Source organism: Cytobacillus firmus DS1 (assembly GCF_000565285.1).
GTDB lineage: Bacteria > Bacillota > Bacilli > Bacillales > Cytobacillaceae > Cytobacillus > Cytobacillus firmus_A.
Map to the genome: position 1 here is coordinate 171549 of NZ_APVL01000003.1, position 18903 is coordinate 190451.

Consider the following 18903-nt stretch of genomic DNA (forward strand, 5'->3'; position numbering starts at 1 on the left):
ACCCCTTAATATGAAAATTAATCAATAACAAAATTTGATATGGAAAATATAGCAGGAAGGAAATGAAAATGAGCAGGCTGGCGCAATGCGGCCAGCACTCATTTTCTATCTGTTTATATATTTATTTTATAACAAGATTAGGCTTTTTCTTCAGGCTATGGCGCCCTTCTACAAAGCGGACCGTTCCTGATTTGGCACGCATAACAATTGAATGGGTTGAACCATATGAGCCTTTAAACTGTACGCCTTTCAAAAGCTCCCCATCAGTTACGCCTGTTGCAGCAAAGATCGCGTCATCGCCTTTTACCAGGTCTTCCATAAGCAGGACTTTATTAATATCAAGGCCCATCTTCAGGCAGCGCTCAGCCTCTGCGTCATTTTGCGGAAGAAGTTTCCCCTGAATTTCCCCGCCAAGGCACTTGAGGGCAACAGCTGCCAGCACGCCTTCTGGTGCTCCGCCGGATCCGAACAGAATATCGACACCCGTTTCATCAAAGGCAGTATTAATGGCTCCAGCCACGTCGCCATCATTGATTAATTTTATTCTGGCACCTGCTTCGCGAAGCTGGCTGATGATGTGTTCATGGCGCTCACGGTTAAGCACTGTCGCCACAACATCCTGAATATCCTTGTTTTTGGCTTTTGCCACCGCTTTCAAATTATCCAGAACAGAAGCGTTAATATCAATTTGTCCAACCGCTTCAGGACCGACTGCAATTTTGTCCATGTACATATCCGGAGCATGCAGAAGATTTCCGTGATCAGCTACCGCAAGAACAGCTAATGCATTCCAGCCGCCGGATGCTACGATGTTCGTGCCTTCAAGCGGATCGACAGCGACATCTACACGCGGACCATAGCCTGTTCCAAGCTTTTCCCCGATATAAAGCATTGGCGCTTCATCCATTTCGCCTTCCCCGATAACGACTGTTCCCTTCATTGGCACCGTATCGAATACATCTCTCATTGCAGAAGTAGCGGCATCATCCGCTTCATCTTTTAATCCGCGCCCCATCCAGCGTGCTGATGCTAAAGCGGCACCTTCTGTTACGCGAACTAATTCCATTGACAAACTTCTTTCCATCGATTTTTCCTCCCCGGATTCTAAGGCTGGCAGCATGGCAAATGCGGACCGGCTTCTTACCCCGGCACCGCAAATGCCCGCCTTACTTTATATTTGTCTACTGATCTTACTTTGATTTTTCATCAAGTAATGATCAGTCAGCTGTCAAGATTCAAAGGTGTTCTATTTATGCGTTCTTCATCTGTTCCATTTCTTCTTTGCTCATTTCTTCGCGCCAGATTGTGGCACCAAGTCCATTCAGCTTTTCAACCAGATGGCTGTAGCCTCTGTCGATATGCTCTAAGCCTGTGACTTCGGTAACTCCCTCTGCCATTAAGCCGGCAATTACCAGTGCTGCGCCGGCGCGCAAATCGCTCGCCTTAACTTTAGCACCCTGAAGCTGCACAGGCCCATTGATGATCGCAGAGCGTCCTTCCACTTTAATGTTGGCATTCATTCTGCGCAGCTCATCAATATGCTTGAAACGGGCACTATAAATAGTATCAGTGACCATGCTTGTCCCTTCAGCACCCGTTAACAATGAAGTCAGCGGCTGCTGCAGGTCTGTAGGGAAGCCCGGATAAACAAGTGTTTTAATATCCACAGCTTTCATTTTCTCTGCTGGCCCGACAAAAACCTGGTCGTCATTCGTTTCAATTTGAACGCCCATTTCGCGCAGCTTGGCAATTAAGGACTCAAGATGATGCGGAATGACATTGTCAATCAGCACGCCTTCTCCGGCCGCTGCACCCACGATCATATACGTTCCCGCTTCAATCCGGTCCGGGATGATCGTATGCTGGCATCCGTGCAGGTTGTCCACGCCATCAATGCGGATCACATCTGTGCCGGCACCTTTGATTTTCGCGCCCATATTGGTCAAAAGCGTAGCAACATCAATGATTTCAGGCTCTTTTGCTGCATTTTCGATAATGGTTCTGCCTTTTGCCCTGACAGCTGCCAGCATGATATTAATGGTTGCTCCCACACTGACAACATCGAGATAAATACGGGCTCCGCGCAGTTCATCGGCACGAAGGTAAATGGCTCCCTGCTCATTGGTCACACGTGCGCCAAGAGCTTCAAACCCTTTTATATGCTGGTCGATCGGCCTTGGTCCGAGGTGGCATCCTCCGGGAAGTCCAATAACCGCTTTTTTAAATCGGCCGAGCATCGCTCCCATTAAATAATAGGAAGCACGCAGTTTTTTTACTTTTCCGTTCGGCAAAGGCATGGAAATCATGGAAGAGGGATCAACTGTCATATCATTTTCAGAGAATTCGACAGTGCCCCCTATTTCTTCAAGCAAATCTTTTAGAATTTGTACATCCGAAATATCCGGCAAACCTTCAATTGTTACAGGTGATTCCGCTAAAATGGTAGCTGGTATCAGTGCGACTGCACTATTCTTCGCTCCGCTGATCCGGACAGTGCCTTTTAAAGGATATCCACCTGCAATCATTAGCTTTTCCATTTGTAACTCCCTTCTAAGCCGTTGTTAAACACATATGCTGGAATTTGACTTCAATATTTAAAAAATTGATAGCCCTTACAGCAAAAGCTACACACTACTTTTTTAACCAACTTTGGCAGGAAATAGCCATAGCTTCTAAAGAAAAGCTGAAGCGCCTTGCCCACCTAAGGAACGCAGACTAAGAGCGCCACGTCCTCCCAAAAGCTGCCGCTTTTGGTCGTGCGATGTTTATGCTGACATAGCCTTCCTTGTCCTGTGGGCCTCAAGCACAAGACGATCCTCAAAGAAAGGCGTCCTTTGCCTTTTTGGGAGGAGCGGCTTGTGACCTCGAGGGGGTAGGCGCTGCAGCTAGACAGTTATCGGCGTTAATAGTTTGAATATAGGCTTGTCTTTTTTTAATATCGGAAAAATATAGTCTTTGGGAAAATATGCACTTTCATATTATCATGTATCTGCATTTTGCAACATTGCAACTTGCATAAGGAACAATTTTCCATATGTTTTTTACAGATTCCGACATTATCTTTATCTTATAGTTTACACGAAAAATCAAATCTCATGTATTGTATTCAAAAAAAGTTAAAATTAAGAAAGATGCACTAAAAAGCCGGGGTACAAGTTAATGGGGCTGGCTTTGATCAAGAAAAGCGCAAGCGCCTTTCCCACCTAAGGAACGCAGACTAAGGACGCACATCCTGTGGGCCTCAAGCACAAGACGGGCCACCTGGAGAGGCGTCCTTTGCCTTTTTAGGTGGATCGGCTTGTGACCTCGAGGGGGTAGGCTGCTTGCGCTAAACAGCTCTCAAAGTAAAAATAAACAAAGCCAGTTTCCTAGAGTTATTTTTCCGAAGAATCAATTATCCTCTTGAGTTCCAGTCTGCGAGGAATGCTTCGATTCCCTTATCTGTCAGAGGATGGTTGAATAATTGCTGGATGACTTTATATGGAACTGTCGCGATATGAGCTCCTCTTAATGCTGCATCCGTCACATGCTGAGGATGTCTGATGGAAGCCGCAATGATTTCTGTATCAATATCATGAATCGCGAAGATCTCTGCGATTGTGGAGATCAGATCAAGACCGTTGTGGCCAATATCGTCCAAACGTCCAAGGAATGGAGAAACGTATGTCGCACCTGCTCTTGCAGCAAGCAGCGCCTGGTTTGCACTGAAGATCAGGGTTACATTTGTTTTAATGCCTTCTTTTGAAAAAGCACTTACTGCTTTCAGGCCATCCGGCGTCATTGGCACCTTGATTGTAATGTTCGGCGCAATCGCAGCAAGCTCTCTTCCTTCTTTAATCATGCCTTCAGCATCAAGAGCGATGACCTCGGCGCTAACTGAGCCCGGCACCAAATCCGTGATTTCACGAAGACGGTCAGGGAAGGATACATTCTTTTCCTTTGCCACCAATGAAGGGTTGGTTGTGACTCCTGCAACTACCCCAAGGGCATATGCTTCTTTAATTTCGTCCATGTTCGCTGTATCGATGAAAAACTTCATATAAAATCCCACCTTATAAAATTATTCTAATATCAATGTATTATTAAATAAAGCTGTGATTCTGTAAAGCCTTACATGGGGGTGCGCCTCAATAAATAAGGCAAACCGCCCCTATATCTAGAAGCGGTTTCTCGTGCAGTTATTTATTATGCTTTGTTTGAAGAACCGAATTCGCGCATTTTGCCGATTACAGTTTCTTTAATCGCTTCGCGTGCCGGTCCTAAGTATTTGCGCGGATCGTATACTTCTGTATCTGCTGCCAATACTTCGCGAACGCGTTTAGCAGAAGCAATTTGGTTCTCAGTGTTTACATTGATTTTTGCAGTTCCTAAAGAGATGGACTTTTGGATATCCTTTGTTGGGATTCCAGTTCCTCCATGTAGAACTAAAGGAACACCTGTAAGGCTTCCGATCTCTTCCATTTCAGCAAAGCCAAGGTTAGGCTCGCCTTTGTATGGTCCATGAACAGAACCCAGTGCCGGAGCAAGGCAATCGATGCCTGTGCGCTTAACCAGCTCTTCACATTCTTTAGCATCAGCATAAATAACGCCATCAGCCACAACATCGTCTTCCTGTCCGCCGACAGTTCCCAGCTCAGCTTCTACTGAAACGCCTTTTGAGTGTGCATATTCAACTACTTTTGAAGTAGTCTCCACGTTTTGTTCGAATGGATCATGGGAAGCATCGATCATAACAGATGTGAATCCGGCATCGATTGCTTCTTTACATTTATCAAAACTTGAACCGTGGTCTAAGTGGATAGCCACAGGAACGGTAATTTTGTAATCTTCAAGCAGTCCTTCAACCATTTTTACAACCGTTTTAAAACCGCCCATGTAGCGTGCAGCACCTTCGGAAACACCAAGGATAACCGGTGATTTTTCTTCTTCTGCCGCCTGCAGGATCGCTTGAGTGAACTCAAGGTTGTTTAAGTTAAATTGACCTACTGCATAGCCTTCTGATTTTGCTTTATTAAGCATTTCAGTCATAGAAACTAAAGGCATTTTTCTTCCTCCTTATTGATAATCGTTTAAGTTCAACAGACTAAATACTGTTAAAGTTTTCCCCTTAACACTATCGAATATGTACCCTTAAAATAGTCCGCTAAACTGAGACGACCCTTTGGAATTCATTTGTTATCATACCAAAAAGGACTTAGAAAAGCCATTATTCCAGCGCGTTTTTATGAATTGTCATAAAGCAAACGCTATCATTTTTATAGTGTTGGAATTTCAGGTTAAAAACGGGTAATTTTGGCTTATTACGAGTTAGGGACAAGCAAATATTTCTTTACTGCCGCCCTGATGTCATCGATATCGAATGGCTTCGCAAAGTGAGTAAGAGCACCCAGATCCTTTGCTTCCTGAATCATATCGAGTTCACCGTAAGCCGTCATGATAATGACACGGATATCTTTATCCACTACTCTCATTCTTTTTAAAATTTCTATCCCGTCCATTCCCGGTATTTTCATATCAAGAAGAACAAGGTCAGGCGAATGCTTGGAAACAATGTCGAGTGCCTGGACTCCATTGGCAGCCTGGTACGTGTCGTACCCTTCTTTCTGCAGTACCTCATTAAGCAAAATACGGATTCCGAACTGATCATCTACGATTAAAATTTTCCCTTTCATCAAGCCACCTCTTTCTGTCGTATTAAAAGCACTTAGGTTTAAAACCATACTGAATTATGACTGCAGGTCACTTAACTATACATTCTCCTACAGCTAATTTCTCTGTAAAACATGATTATTCCTTCTTATTTTAGCAATTACCTTTGAATATTTTACCTTTCTTTCTCTATTCTCTATAATAGAACCGCAGGAAGAGATGAAGGAGTGAACGGATTTGCTGAAGATGTTTTCTACCCAGCTGACAGGCTTATTTAAAAGACTTCAGGAAAAAGAGGAATTTTCCATAGAGGATAGCGCCCGCCTTTTGGCCCAGGCCGCTGCCGGTGATGGGAAAATATATATTTATGGAACTAAAGAAATGGCTGCAATCGGCTATGAAGCCGTTCAAAGCCAGGAACCGCTTAGAGATGCAGCGATATTGGAGAAAGAGTCGGAAGTCTCAGAAACAGACAGAGTCATCATTTTTTCAAGATATTCGGATGACGAAGACGCAGCCGCTCTGGCAAAATCTTTATCCGAAAAAGGGATCCCCTTTGTGGCAGTAAGCACTTTAAGGACTGAAAGCGGCGGCAGCCTGGCTGATTTGGCTGATGTTCATATAGATTTAAAGCTTGCGAAAGGCCTTTTGCCTGACGAAGAGGGCAATCGCTTCGGCTATCCGGCCTCCATGGCTGCTTTGTTTGTGTATTACGGAATTAAGTTTACGATTGATGAAATTTTGGCGGAGTTTGAGTAGATTTTGCGGGTTTCACTGTGCCTCGGGTGCGCAAAGGCATTTACTATTTATGCACCAAATACAGCCGGTTTGCGTGCGTAAGGACAAACAAAAGATCCCTCCGAATCCGGAGGGATCTTTCATACATTATAGTTTCTCGCTAAACTTCAATGATGCCCCGACAAATTCACGGAATAATGGCTGAGGGCGAGTTGGTCTTGAGATGAATTCAGGATGGAACTGGGAAGCGACGAACCAAGGGTGATCCTTGACTTCGATGATTTCCACTAAGCGGCCGTCCGGGCTTGTACCAGAGAAGACAAAGCCTGCTTTTTCCATATCCTGACGGTAGTGGTTGTTGAACTCATAGCGATGGCGGTGACGCTCATATACCACTTCATCCTGGTAAGCTTCAAATGCTTTTGTATCTTCATTCAATTTGCAGGCTTGCAGTCCAAGCCTTAGAGTTCCGCCTAAATCTTCAATATCCTTTTGCTCAGGCAGAAGGTCAATAATTGGATGCGGTGTTTCAGGAGCAATTTCTGCTGAGTGCGCCCCTTCTAGACCCAGTACGTTTCTTGCAAATTCAATGGATGCCAGCTGCATGCCCAGGCAGATGCCAAGGAATGGCTTTTTGTTTTCGCGTGCATATTGAATCGCAAGGATTTTCCCCTCAATGCCGCGGTCTCCAAATCCGCCCGGAACCAGGATTCCGTCCACGTCCTGAAGCAGTTCATTCACGTTCGTGCTGTCCACTTCTTCAGAGTTGATCCATTTGATCTCAATATCAGAATCGAAGGCATAACCTGCATGTTTTAAGGCTTCAACAACAGAAATGTAAGCATCCTGCAATTCAACATATTTACCGACAAGGCCAATCTTGGTTTTCCTTGAAAGGTTTAAAACCTTGTCAACCAGCTGCTTCCACTCAGTCATGTCCGCTTCTCCGCAATTCAGCTTCAAATGCTTGCAGACGATTTCATCAAGCTTCTGATCTTGAAGGGATAGCGGTATAGAATATAAAGTATCCGCATCTGTTGCTTCAATAACTGCTTCTTTATCAATATCACAGAATAGCGCAATTTTGTCCTTCATATCCTGGGAAATTGGCATTTCTGTACGGAGAACGATGACGTTTGGCTGAATGCCAAGGCTTCTTAGTTCTTTAACACTGTGCTGTGTCGGCTTTGTTTTCATTTCCCCTGCTGCCTTGATGTAAGGAACCAGTGTACAGTGAATGTACATTACATTATCGCGGCCGATATCGCTCTTAATCTGGCGGATCGCTTCAAGGAATGGAAGTGACTCAATATCCCCTACTGTTCCGCCGATTTCTGTGATGACCACATCAGAATTCGTTTCATGGCCAGCACGGAAAACTTTATCCTTGATTTCATTTGTGATATGCGGAATAACCTGTACCGTTCCGCCGTTATAGTCGCCGCGGCGCTCTTTTCTAAGGACAGTGGAGTAAATTTTACCAGTCGTTACACTGCTGTACTTTGTCAGGTTAATATCAACAAAACGCTCATAGTGGCCTAAGTCCAGGTCAGTCTCTGCCCCGTCTCCTGTTACAAACACCTCACCATGCTGGTACGGGCTCATTGTTCCCGGATCCACATTTATGTAAGGATCGAATTTCTGAATCGTAACCGTTAACCCTCTGTTTTTCAGCAGGCGACCAAGCGATGCTGCCGTGATTCCTTTTCCCAGTGACGAAACAACTCCGCCCGTAACAAAAATATACTTAGTCATGAAAAATTCCCCCTTGATATCAGTTTGTGCATAATGATGCCGGTTTAAAGACTTGATGATAAAAATTCTATTGTTCAGCCTCCGGCTATTTCAGCGGAAGCTTATCGCAAAGGGATGGTTTAGCTCTTTTAAAAAGGCACATGGCCTGTAAAAAAATAAAAAGCGCTCCTCTTACTTAAGTAAGTAAGGGAGCGCTATTAGCGTCTAAACGAATCGTCCTTTTTTAAGGAGCCCAAAAAGTATTCTACAAGCCCTGAAACGAAAAGTCAAGGTTATAAATCTTCTTCGTCTTCGTCGAGGTCATCTTCCTCAAGCTCTTCGTCATCATCGCCAAGATCGAATTCTTCATCTTTTTCCACGATATCATCATCTTCGAAATCATCATCATCTTCAAGATCATCGTCATCGTCTAGAAGATCGTCATCATCGTCTTCAGTCAGATCATCATCATCGAATCCGTCGATATCGTCGTAGTCGATATCCTCTTCATCCAGCTCATCATAATCTTCAAGATCGAGATCATCGTCGTCCTTTTTCTTCGCCTTTTTCTTCTTAGGCTTGATTACTGTTACGACTTCTTCTTCATATTGGTCAACCGGATACCATGATCGAAGACCCCAGCGGTTATCGCCCAATCCGATAAAATGGCCATCTATATTTAAATCTGTATAGAACTGTGCAATTTTCCCCTTGACTTGTTCCTCTGAAAGGTTCATAAGTTTAGCTACTTCATTCATGATGTCATTAAAGGCCATTGGTTCTTTTTTGCTTGTCAGAAGTTCATACGCCACTTCGATTAAGGACATTTCCTGCAATTCTTCTTTTGAGAACTGTTCCAAACTCAATATCAGCACTTCCTTTCCCTATGTAAACGCTCATAAACGCGCAAATTATAAACTATATAAGTTGAATTTCCGCAGGGCCCTGCAAATGCATGCGGACAGCCTGCAAGAAGGCATATTCTTCATTATAAACAAATTTTTACGGTTTATGCCAGTTATATCTGCTGTTCTCTACATTTTTATGCAGATTATTATTAGATTTGTTCAGCGTCAAATGGCAGCAGGCAAAAACCATGTGGGTTCGATTTACCTAATCTGCCCTTCGCCGTCTCCTGCCCCTCAGCGGCCGGTCCCATTTTTTATAGGCGAGCCAGGTGAAGTAGATGGAGAGCAGGAAGAATGCTATGGCTCCCAGCTGTTTTCCATATAAAAAATAAACACCTGCAGCAGCTCCAAGTGTGGCTGCGTAGAGCAAGATTTTTTTCATATTTTCACATCCTCAGATTCCCCGAAGTGCACTGCTATGTATTAATTCCATTATATAGGATATGGATGTATTTTATATTAATTCTATGTTAAATAATAGTGCAGAAAACAAGGGTCTGCAGCTGCAGACCCTGTTTTAATGGTGCAAATAACAGAATTTATTTTGTTGAACTTCGCGAACTGTCTAGCTCCAGCGCCTACCCCCTCGAGGTCACAAGCTTGTCTTGTTTCGGCTCCTAGGGACTCGAGACATAAGCCAATCCCTTCCAGAAGGAAAGAACACCTTCTTGCAGGGCTCGTCTTATACTTGTCGTCCCTGTGCAGTCGCCTCCACATTTCGGACAATCCTCCCAAAAAGGCAAAGAACGCCTTTCCGGAAGGCTCGTCTTGTGCTTGAGGCCCGCAGGATGCGGGTCATGCAGACGTTGCCACAGGACGTGGCGTTCTTAGTCTGCGTTCCTTTGTGGGCAAGGCGCTTCCGCATTTCTTTTTACATATTCCGCCGGTACTGCCCGCCCACTTCGTATAATGCACGGGTGATTTGGCCGAGGCTTGCCACTTTGACGGTTTCCATCAGTGCGGCGAAAATGTTTCCGCCGCTGACTGCTGCTTCCTTCAATTGTTTCAGTGCCTCTTCCGATTTGTCTTTGTTCCGTTCCTGGAAGCTGCGCAGGTTGCGGATTTGCGTTTCTTTTTCTTCCTTCGTTGCCCTTGCAAGCTCCATGTTGTTCATTTCATCTTCTGATGGAGGATTAGGGTTCAAGTAAGTGTTGACTCCGATGATTGGAAGCTCGCCGGTATGCTTTTTCATTTCATAGTACATGGATTCATCCTGGATTTTTCCGCGCTGATATTGCGTTTCCATGGCGCCAAGCACGCCGCCGCGGTCATTGATGCGTTCGAACTCTCTCAGTACCTGTTCTTCCACTAGGTCTGTGAGCTCATCCACGATAAAGGCGCCCTGAAGCGGATTTTCATTTTTCGACAAGCCATGCTCTTTTGTAATGATCATCTGGATGGCCATCGCCCGGCGGACAGACTCTTCCGTCGGTGTTGTAATCGCTTCATCATACGCATTGGTATGAAGCGAGTTGCAGTTATCCTGAAGCGCCATTAACGCCTGCAGAGTAGTGCGGATATCGTTAAAGTCTATTTCCTGTGCATGCAGGGAACGTCCTGAGGTCTGGATATGGTACTTCAGCTTCTGGCTTCTTTCGTTCGCACCATATTTATCTCTCATAACCGTTGCCCAGATGCGGCGCGCTACACGGCCAAGCACCGTATACTCCGGATCCAGTCCATTCGAGAAGAAGAATGAAAGGTTTGGTGCAAAATCGTTGATGTTCATGCCTCTGCTCAAATAGTACTCCACATACGTAAAGCCATTTGCCAGTGTAAAGGCAAGCTGTGAAATCGGGTTGGCGCCCGCTTCTGCGATATGGTAGCCGGAAATGGATACAGAGTAGTAATTCCTTACTTTATGGTCAATGAAGTACTGCTGAATATCCCCCATCATTCTCAAAGCGAATTCTGTCGAGAAGATACATGTATTCTGTCCCTGGTCTTCTTTTAAAATGTCAGCCTGAACCGTTCCACGGACCGTCTGCAGCGTGTTCGCCCTTACTTCTGAGAATTCCTCTGGTGTCAGCACGCGGCCAAGCTCCTGCTCTTTTGCCTCAATCTGCTGTTCAATCGCCGTATTCATGAACATCGCCAAAATAATCGGCGCCGGCCCATTAATCGTCATCGAAACCGATGTAGATGGATGGCACAGGTCAAAACCGGCATACAGCTTCTTCATATCATCCAGCGTACAGATGCTGACTCCGCTCTCCCCGACTTTTCCGTAAATGTCCGGGCGGTAGTCAGGATCTTCCCCATATAAGGTTACAGAATCAAATGCTGTGCTCAAGCGCTTTGCGGCATCATCTTTGGACAGATAATGAAAGCGGCGGTTTGTCCGTTCAGGTGTCCCTTCTCCGGCAAACTGTCTTTTCGGATCTTCACCCTCGCGTTTGAATGGGAAAACACCGGCTGTATAAGGGAAGGAACCCGGCACGTTTTCTCTGTATACCCAGCGGATGATTTCTCCGTAATCCTTGTACTTAGGCAGTGCCACTTTTGGAATGGACAGTCCGGATAAGCTCTTTGTTTTTAAAACCGTCACGATTTCTTTATCGCGGATTTTTGTTACAAATTGCTCGCCTGAGTATTTTTCCTTCAGATCTTCCCAGCCTGCAAGAATGTTCTTTGTTTCAGCCGTCAGCTTTTCTTCTGCCGCCGATTTAATGGCTTCAAGAGAAGCAATGGCTTCTTCATTTCCTCCTTGTTCTTTCACAGCAAGCAGAGCCCCTTCCAGCTGGAACAGTTTGCGGGCAAGATCAGCCTGCTCCTCCGCTTTCTTGTGATAGCCGCGGACTGTTTCAGAAACTTCGCGCAGATAATAGCGCTGTTCATTCGGAATAATGACATTCTGCTTTTCAACTTTTGCGTTCTTTGTAAAACTTGTCTTCCAGTCTGTGCCTGCTTTTTCATTAATCGTTTCCACCAGTGCCGCAAACACCGCATTTGTGCCAGGATCATTGAACTGGCTCGCAATAGTTCCGTAGACAGGCATGTCTTCAAGCTCTTTTTCAAAAAGCATCCGGCTGCGCTGGTACTGCTTTTGCACCTGGCGCATCGCATCCTCAGAGCCTTTACGCTCAAATTTATTAATGACGATCAAATCTGCATAATCGATCATATCAATTTTTTCAAGCTGGGAAGGCGCACCGAATTCACTTGTCATGACATACATGGAGGCATCACAAATTTCCGTAATGCCGGCATCTCCCTGCCCGATTCCGCTTGTTTCCACAATAATCAAATCAAAACCGGCTGCTTTGACAACAGAAATCGCATCCTGAATCGCCAGCGACAGCTCACTGCGGGAATTTCTTGTTGCCAGGCTGCGCATGTAGACACGCGGATTAAAGATGGCGTTCATGCGGATACGGTCGCCAAGAAGCGCACCGCCCGTTTTTTGTTTTGTCGGATCCACTGAAAGAATCGCAACCTTTTTCTCCGGAATTTCATTTATGAAACGGCGGATTAATTCGTCAGTCAGCGAGCTTTTTCCGGCACCGCCTGTACCCGTAATTCCCACCACAGGAACTTGCTTTTCCAGTGACTTCACTCTCTCCATGACCGGCTCAAGCGCAGCTGCCGCTTCTTTGCCTACTGTTACCTGGTGCTCTGCCAGTGTAATCAGCTTGGCAATGGCATTGGTTTCCCCATCCTGAAGCTTTTCAATCTGCTCGGATGCTTCAGCTGTGAACGTCGGGAAATCACATTCCTTGATCATTTGATCAATCATGCCCTGAAGACCGTACAGACGGCCGTCTTCCGGCGAGAAAATCCTCGCGATTCCGTAGTCATGCAATTCTTTGATTTCCTTCGGGATAATGACACCGCCCCCTCCGCCATAAATGCGGATGTGGGAAGCGCCTCTTTCCTTCAGAAGATCATACATATATTTGAAGTACTCCACATGTCCTCCCTGATAAGAGGAAATGGCGATTCCCTGCACATCTTCCTGAATCGCAGCATTTACGACTTCCTCCACAGAACGGTTATGCCCGAGGTGGATGACCTCTGCCCCGCTTGCCTGGATGATGCGGCGCATAATGTTGATGGAAGCATCATGCCCGTCAAATAGGCTGGAAGCAGTCACAAAACGAATATGATTTTTCGGCTTATAGACTTCTGGATTGCTCATCGTTCTCCCCCTTGTCCGTAAACGCAAGGCTAATCCCTGCGCACTATTCTTAAGCTTTTTCCGAGACCTTGCCCGAATCCTTTATTCCCTGAAAAAGAAGATTGGTCTGCAGCTGGATATATTCCTCGATGCTGTACATTTTCTGCAGGGACCAGCGGCGGAATGCCCACATTTGCCCCTGGACAAAAATGTTATGGGCGATCATTTTGATTTTTTCCTCCGGCAGGTCCAGTTCCCCGTTCTCCACGCAAAGGGTAATGACATGCTCGAACATGCCAACCATTTCAATTTCTTTCTTGAGCACATATGGAAGAGCGTCCTTTGTCAGCGCCTTTACTTCCTGGTACATGACAAGCACTTCATCCTGCATTTCGTCCACAACTTTGAAGTAATCAGCGATGCCCTGCTTCAGGCTCTCAAGCGTGCCCTGCTTCGTATCAAGGCCTTTTTGAAGCCGTTCTGCAACCTGATCGTAAATGCTGTCACATACCAGGTATAGGACGTCTTCCTTTGTCCGGATGTATTCATAAAGTGTTCCAATACTAAAACCAGATGCCTTTGCGATTTCTCTAGTTGTTGTACGATGGAACCCTTTTTGGATAAAAAGGGTGACGGCACCTTTAATCATCTGATCGCGTCTTTTTTTGACAAGACGCTCATCTTTAACAGAAGCCTGCACTTCCCGTTTTTTCATTGTTTACCTACCGCCTCCCCCAGTCAGACTTATTATTTTGTTACCATACGAGAGATTACGAGTCTCTGGATTTCCTGTGTGCCTTCGTAGATTTGCGTAATTTTGGCGTCACGCATGAAGCGTTCTACCGGATAATCCTTTGTATATCCGTACCCGCCAAAGATTTGGACGGCATCTGTTGTTACTTTCATAGCCGTATCACCAGCAAGAAGTTTGGACATGGCAGATTCTTTTCCGTATGGAAGTCCTTCTGATTCCAGCCATGCTGCCTGGTACGTTAATAGTCTTGAAGCTTCAATGCTTGTGGCCATGTCTGCCAGCTTAAATCCGATTCCCTGCTGGGCAGCAATAGGCTTGCCAAACTGCTGGCGTTCTTTTGCATATTCAACTGAAGCATCCAGTGCGCCCTGCGCGATCCCGACTGCCTGGGCTGCTATGCCGTTGCGGCCACCGTCAAGTGTCATCATGGCAACTTTGAAGCCTTCGCCAACATTGCCAAGCACGTTCTCAACCGGCACCTTACACTCTTCAAAGATAATCTCAGTTGTAGGTGAGGAGCGGATTCCCAATTTCTTTTCCTTCTTGCCGACAGAGAAGCCTTCAAAGCCGGCTTCCACGATGAACGCTGTTGTTCCTTTATGCTTGGAGGATGGATCTGTCAGGGCAAACACGACATAGATATCTGCGATTCCGCCGTTTGTGATGAATATTTTGCTGCCGTTTAAGACGTAATGATCGCCCTCAAGACGTGCTGTCGTTCTCATTCCGCCGGCATCAGATCCACTGCCCGGCTCAGTAAGGCCGTATGCGCCGATTTTTTCACCTTGTGCCATAGGCTTTAAGTATTTTTGCTTTTGCTCTTCGTTTCCGAACTTGAAGATCGGCCAGCCTGCAAGGGAAGTATGGGCAGAAAGAGTTACACCTGTAGAGGCACATACTCTGGAAAGCTCTTCAACTGCGATGCAGTAAGCCAGGTAATCACTGCCGATTCCGCCGTACTCTTCTGGCCACGGAATCCCTGTTAAGCCAAGCTCCGCCATTTTGTCAAAAATCTCTCTGTCAAAGCGCTCTTCTTCGTCGCGTTCTGCAGCTGTCGGTGCAACTTCGTTCCTGGCAAAATCGCGCACCATTTTTCTGATCATTTCATGCTCTTCACTTAATTGGAAATTCATTGTTGGTCCCTCGCTTTATATGGATTCGTTGATTTTTTTGAAAGACTCTTTTCGTATAAATTGTTTTTTTCGATTTCAATGTTGTCCGTTGATTTCCGCTCCAGGATGCTCGCTTTCCGCGGGGCGTGCGTTGAGCCTCCTCGATGCTACGTCTCTGCGGGGTCTCACCTGTCCCGCTACTCCCGCAGGAGTCTCGCACCTTCCGCTGCAATCAACTCAGTAAATATAATACAAATAGTAAGAACCTTTGCGAAAACAGCCTTTTGAACAAGGCTCTTTTACAGCTGTTTGCTGATGACAATCCGCTGAATTTCGCTTGTGCCTTCATAGATTTCGGTAATTTTTGCATCGCGGAAGTAGCGCTCAACCGGGTAGTCCTCTGTGTAGCCGTAGCCGCCGAATACCTGGATAGCTTCTGTTGTCACGTCCACTGCCGTTTTGGATGCAAACAGCTTTGCCATGGAGGCTTCGAGTCCGCACTTGATGCCGCGCTGGCGCATGTCTGCTGCGCGATAGATTAATAGTTTTGCTGCTTCAACGCTTGTCGCCATGTCTGCAAGCTTAAAACCGACACCCTGCTGAGCGGCAATCGGCTTGCCGAACTGTACGCGTTCCTTTGCATAACCCGCGGCTGCTTCAAAAGCTGCTTCTGCGATTCCAAGTGCCTGTGAAGCAATCCCGATCCGTCCGGCATCCAGATTAGCCATCGCAATCTTGAAGCCTTCTCCTTCATTGCCGAGGAGATTTTCAGCCGGAACCCGCATATCTTCAAATGTCAGCTGAAGCGTTCTGGAGCCGTGCAGACCCATTTTGTGCTCATCTTTTCCAAATACAAGGCCTGGCGTATCCTTCTCGACAATGAAAGCAGAGATGCCTTTGCTGCCAAGCTCCGGATTTGTGGAAGCAAATACGATATATACGTCGGCTTCGCCGGCATTCGTGATGAACACTTTTGAGCCATTAATGACATAATGATCTCCGTCTTTTACCGCACGGGACTTTAAGCTTCCGGCATCTGAGCCTGCGCTCGGTTCCGTGAGGCAAAAAGCGCCGAGATACTCGCCTGAAGCAAGCTTCGGAATATATTTCTGCTTTTGCTCTTCCGTACCGAAATAAAGGATTGGGTTTGTTCCAACCGATGTGTGGACCGATAAAATAACGCCAACCGTCGCACTTACGCGGGACAGTTCATGGATGGCGATAATATAAGAGGTAAAGTCCATTTCAGATCCGCCGTATTTTTCAGGAATCGGAATCCCCATCAAGCCAAGCTCGCCCATTTTGCGGAGAATCTCCCTTGGAAACACGCCCTGCTCCATTTTTTCAACAAAAGGGGCGATTTCTGCCTGAGCAAAATCGCGCACCATTTTTCTCATCATTTCCTGCTCTTCAGTAAATCTCAGGTTCATTTGTATACCCTCCGATGCTGCCTGGGTCTGGTGGCCAAGGCTAATGGTTTATTCGTAAACGTAGAAGCCTCTGCCTGTCTTCTTGCCAAGCCAGCCGGCTTTTACATATTTTCTTAACAGCGGGCATGGGCGGTATTTATCATCGCCAAAGCCTTCATGCAGGGTTTCCATAATATACAGGCATGTGTCCAGGCCAATGAAGTCAGCCAAAGTCAGCGGCCCCATTGGATGGTTCATGCCAAGCTTCATCACTTCATCAATGGCCTCTTTTGTCGCGACCCCTTCGTAAAGCGTGAAGATTGCTTCATTGATCATCGGCATCAGGATGCGGTTGGATACGAATCCTGGGAAGTCATTTACTTCAACCGGCACTTTTTTGAGTGTCTTTGTGATGTCTTCAATGGTTTGGTACACTTCGTCTGCAGTCGCAAGGCCGCGGATGATTTCCACAAGCTTCATCACCGGCACCGGGTTCATAAAATGCATGCCGATTACTTTTTCCGGACGCTTTGTTGCTGCTGCGATTTCTGTAATCGGAAGGGATGACGTGTTGCTTGCCAGAATCGCATGCTCTGGTGCAATTTCATCGAGCTGGCTGAAGATCTTTGTTTTAATCTCCATGTTTTCAACCGCTGCTTCGATGACGAGCTCTACGTTTTTGGCGTCCTGAAGATTGCTTGAAGCGGTTACATTTTTGAGTACTGCTTCCATCTCTTCCGCTGTCATGCGCTCTTTTTCCACCTGGCGGGAAAGATTCTTCTTAATTACAGCAAGTCCGCGTTCCACAAACTCCGGTTTTAAGTCATTTAAGATGACGCTATAGCCTGCCTGTGCACATACCTGTGCGATGCCTGAACCCATTTGTCCAGCACCGATTACCATAATGTTTTTTACGTTCATTTTTGTATCCTCCGTTCGTGGGTTTTGCCGGTAAATTGTTAATTTGGTCCGAATAAATGATCAGCTGCCTCTATCGTTTTTCAGTTTGGCCGGTATTTCTGCTGATTTGGCCGGTAATTTTATGAAATCGGCCGGTAAATGTTTGTTCAGTCCTGCGATTTATCCGATTGGCCGATAAATTGATTATTTTGGCCGTAAAAATCCTAATTCCGGCCGATAAGTGATCAGTTGCATCTATCTCTCAGCCGGTAAAACGATGCTTTTCCGGCTGCACACTCCGTCCCAAAAACAGATTACTGCTTCGGAACCTCAATCATCACCGCATCGCCCTGGCCGCCGCCGCTGCAGATGGCCGCGATGCCGATTCCGCCTCCACGGCGCTTCAGTTCGTGCATCAGGGTCAGAATGATTCTTGCTCCGCTCGCGCCAATTGGGTGGCCGAGTGCCACAGCCCCGCCGTTGACGTTTACCTTTTCTGCATCAAGACCGGCAATTTTCCCGCTTGTTAAAGCCACGGCCGCAAATGCTTCATTTATTTCAAATAGATCAATCTCTTCCAGGGTTTTTCCTGTCTTTTTCAAAAGAGCATTAATGACAAGGCCCGGTGTCTGCGGGAAGTCTTTGGCTTCCACCGCAAGAGCTGTATGGCCGAGAATATAAGCTTCCGGTTTTTTGCCTTCGCGTTCTGCACGTTCTTCGCTCATCAATACCAATGCTGCTGCCCCGTCGTTGACGCCAGGCGCATTTCCGGCAGTGATCGTTCCGTCGGAGTTAAAAACAGATCCGAGCTTGGCGAGCTTTTCTAAAGAAGTATCTTTACGAGGAGACTCATCCTGAGAAACAACGACCGGGTCCCCTTTTCGCTGAGGCACTTCAATGGGAACGATTTCTTCTGCCAGTTTGCCGGATTCGATTGCAGCAAGTGCACGTTCATGGCTTCTCAGCGCCCAGTTGTCCTGCTCTTCACGGCTGATTTCGAATTCTTTAGCTGTCGAGTTTCCGTAAGTTCCCATATGGACGCCTGTGAAGCTGCAGCTTAAACCGTCGTGGACCATTAAATCCTTGACTGTTGAATCACCCATGCGCAGGCCCCAGCGTGCTTTTGGCAAAATATATGGCGCGTTGCTCATGGACTCCATGCCGCCGGCTACGATGACTTCCTCGTCACCCGCCCGGATGATCTGATCTCCTAAAGTGACGCTTCGCATGCCGGAAGCACAAACTTTATTGATCGTTTCCGTTTTCACTTCCCATGGCAAGCCTGCTTTTCTGGCAGCCTGACGTGAGGGGATCTGGCCCTGGCCTCCCTGGAGAACTGTTCCGAGAATCACTTCATCTACATCCCCCGGGTTGACGCCGGCACGGTTCAGCGCTTCTTTAACTGCAAATCCGCCAAGATCAGAAGCTGAAAAGCTGCTGAGCCCGCCGGCAAATTTTCCAAAAGGTGTTCTTACTCCGCTAAGAATTACGGTTTTCCCCATAAAGAATCGCTCCTTTGTACTATTAATTTAAAATGTTCTAATAATTAATTTGAAAAAAATCGGGTCTATGAAGCAGTTCT

15 protein-coding genes are annotated in these 18903 nt (G+C 46.3%); 1 reads left to right on the forward strand and 14 read right to left on the reverse strand.

The features are described 5' to 3' along the window. Nucleotides 1-121: 121 nt before the first annotated feature. From glpX to PBF_RS05275, 5 genes are all read right to left on the reverse strand, one after another. A complete protein-coding gene (gene glpX, locus PBF_RS05255) occupies nucleotides 122-1084 on the reverse strand; it encodes a class II fructose-bisphosphatase (protein WP_035327992.1) in 963 nt (320 codons plus the stop codon). A gap of 166 nt (nucleotides 1085-1250) precedes the next feature. After that, entirely contained in the window at nucleotides 1251-2537 is a 1287-nt protein-coding gene (locus PBF_RS05260; protein WP_035327994.1) for a UDP-N-acetylglucosamine 1-carboxyvinyltransferase, read from the reverse strand. An 857-nt stretch (nucleotides 2538-3394) separates the two neighbouring features. Then, nucleotides 3395-4039: a fructose-6-phosphate aldolase gene (fsa, locus tag PBF_RS05265; protein ID WP_009332284.1), complete on the reverse strand. Its 645-nt coding sequence runs from the start codon at nucleotides 4037-4039 to the stop codon at nucleotides 3395-3397. A 146-nt stretch (nucleotides 4040-4185) separates the two neighbouring features. Next, a complete protein-coding gene (locus PBF_RS05270; RefSeq protein ID WP_019380596.1) occupies nucleotides 4186-5043 on the reverse strand; it encodes a class II fructose-bisphosphate aldolase in 858 nt (285 codons plus the stop codon). A gap of 257 nt (nucleotides 5044-5300) precedes the next feature. Then, nucleotides 5301-5675 (reverse strand): response regulator, encoded by a 375-nt coding sequence (locus PBF_RS05275; RefSeq protein ID WP_172581936.1) that lies wholly within the window; start codon nucleotides 5673-5675, stop codon nucleotides 5301-5303. A gap of 211 nt (nucleotides 5676-5886) precedes the next feature. On the opposite strand from PBF_RS05275, the gene PBF_RS05280 reads away from it, so the two are divergent. Further along, the gene (locus tag PBF_RS05280; protein ID WP_035327998.1) at nucleotides 5887-6408 is read left to right on the forward strand and encodes a DUF2529 domain-containing protein; all 522 of its coding nucleotides are present in this window, start codon (nucleotides 5887-5889) and stop codon (nucleotides 6406-6408) included. A gap of 126 nt (nucleotides 6409-6534) precedes the next feature. Here PBF_RS05280 and PBF_RS05285 read toward each other — a convergent pair whose 3' ends face one another. From PBF_RS05285 to PBF_RS05325, 9 genes are all read right to left on the reverse strand, one after another. Further along, nucleotides 6535-8142: a CTP synthase gene (locus PBF_RS05285; RefSeq protein WP_035327999.1), complete on the reverse strand. Its 1608-nt coding sequence runs from the start codon at nucleotides 8140-8142 to the stop codon at nucleotides 6535-6537. 272 nt (nucleotides 8143-8414) lie between these two features. Then, nucleotides 8415-8987 (reverse strand): DNA-directed RNA polymerase subunit delta, encoded by a 573-nt coding sequence (rpoE, locus tag PBF_RS05290; RefSeq protein ID WP_035328003.1) that lies wholly within the window; start codon nucleotides 8985-8987, stop codon nucleotides 8415-8417. Nucleotides 8988-9234: 247 nt separating this feature from the next. Beyond that, a complete protein-coding gene (locus PBF_RS26400) occupies nucleotides 9235-9411 on the reverse strand; it encodes a hypothetical protein (protein ID WP_200870016.1) in 177 nt (58 codons plus the stop codon). Between the two features lie 489 nt (nucleotides 9412-9900). Next, a complete protein-coding gene (icmF, locus tag PBF_RS05300; RefSeq protein ID WP_035328009.1) occupies nucleotides 9901-13167 on the reverse strand; it encodes a fused isobutyryl-CoA mutase/GTPase IcmF in 3267 nt (1088 codons plus the stop codon). Between the two features lie 49 nt (nucleotides 13168-13216). Further along, complete coding sequence (locus PBF_RS05305; RefSeq protein ID WP_035328010.1) at nucleotides 13217-13861, reverse strand: TetR/AcrR family transcriptional regulator; 645 nt, start codon at nucleotides 13859-13861, stop codon at nucleotides 13217-13219. A gap of 32 nt (nucleotides 13862-13893) precedes the next feature. Further along, entirely contained in the window at nucleotides 13894-15033 is a 1140-nt protein-coding gene (locus PBF_RS05310) for an acyl-CoA dehydrogenase (RefSeq protein WP_035328011.1), read from the reverse strand. Between the two features lie 278 nt (nucleotides 15034-15311). After that, on the reverse strand, nucleotides 15312-16442 hold the full coding sequence (locus PBF_RS05315; RefSeq protein WP_035328012.1) for an acyl-CoA dehydrogenase: 1131 nt from the start codon (nucleotides 16440-16442) through the stop codon (nucleotides 15312-15314). Between the two features lie 48 nt (nucleotides 16443-16490). Next, the gene (locus tag PBF_RS05320) at nucleotides 16491-17342 is read right to left on the reverse strand and encodes a 3-hydroxybutyryl-CoA dehydrogenase (protein ID WP_035328015.1); all 852 of its coding nucleotides are present in this window, start codon (nucleotides 17340-17342) and stop codon (nucleotides 16491-16493) included. 293 nt (nucleotides 17343-17635) lie between these two features. Continuing rightward, nucleotides 17636-18823 (reverse strand): acetyl-CoA C-acetyltransferase, encoded by a 1188-nt coding sequence (locus tag PBF_RS05325; RefSeq protein WP_035328018.1) that lies wholly within the window; start codon nucleotides 18821-18823, stop codon nucleotides 17636-17638. Nucleotides 18824-18903 lie beyond the last annotated feature (80 nt).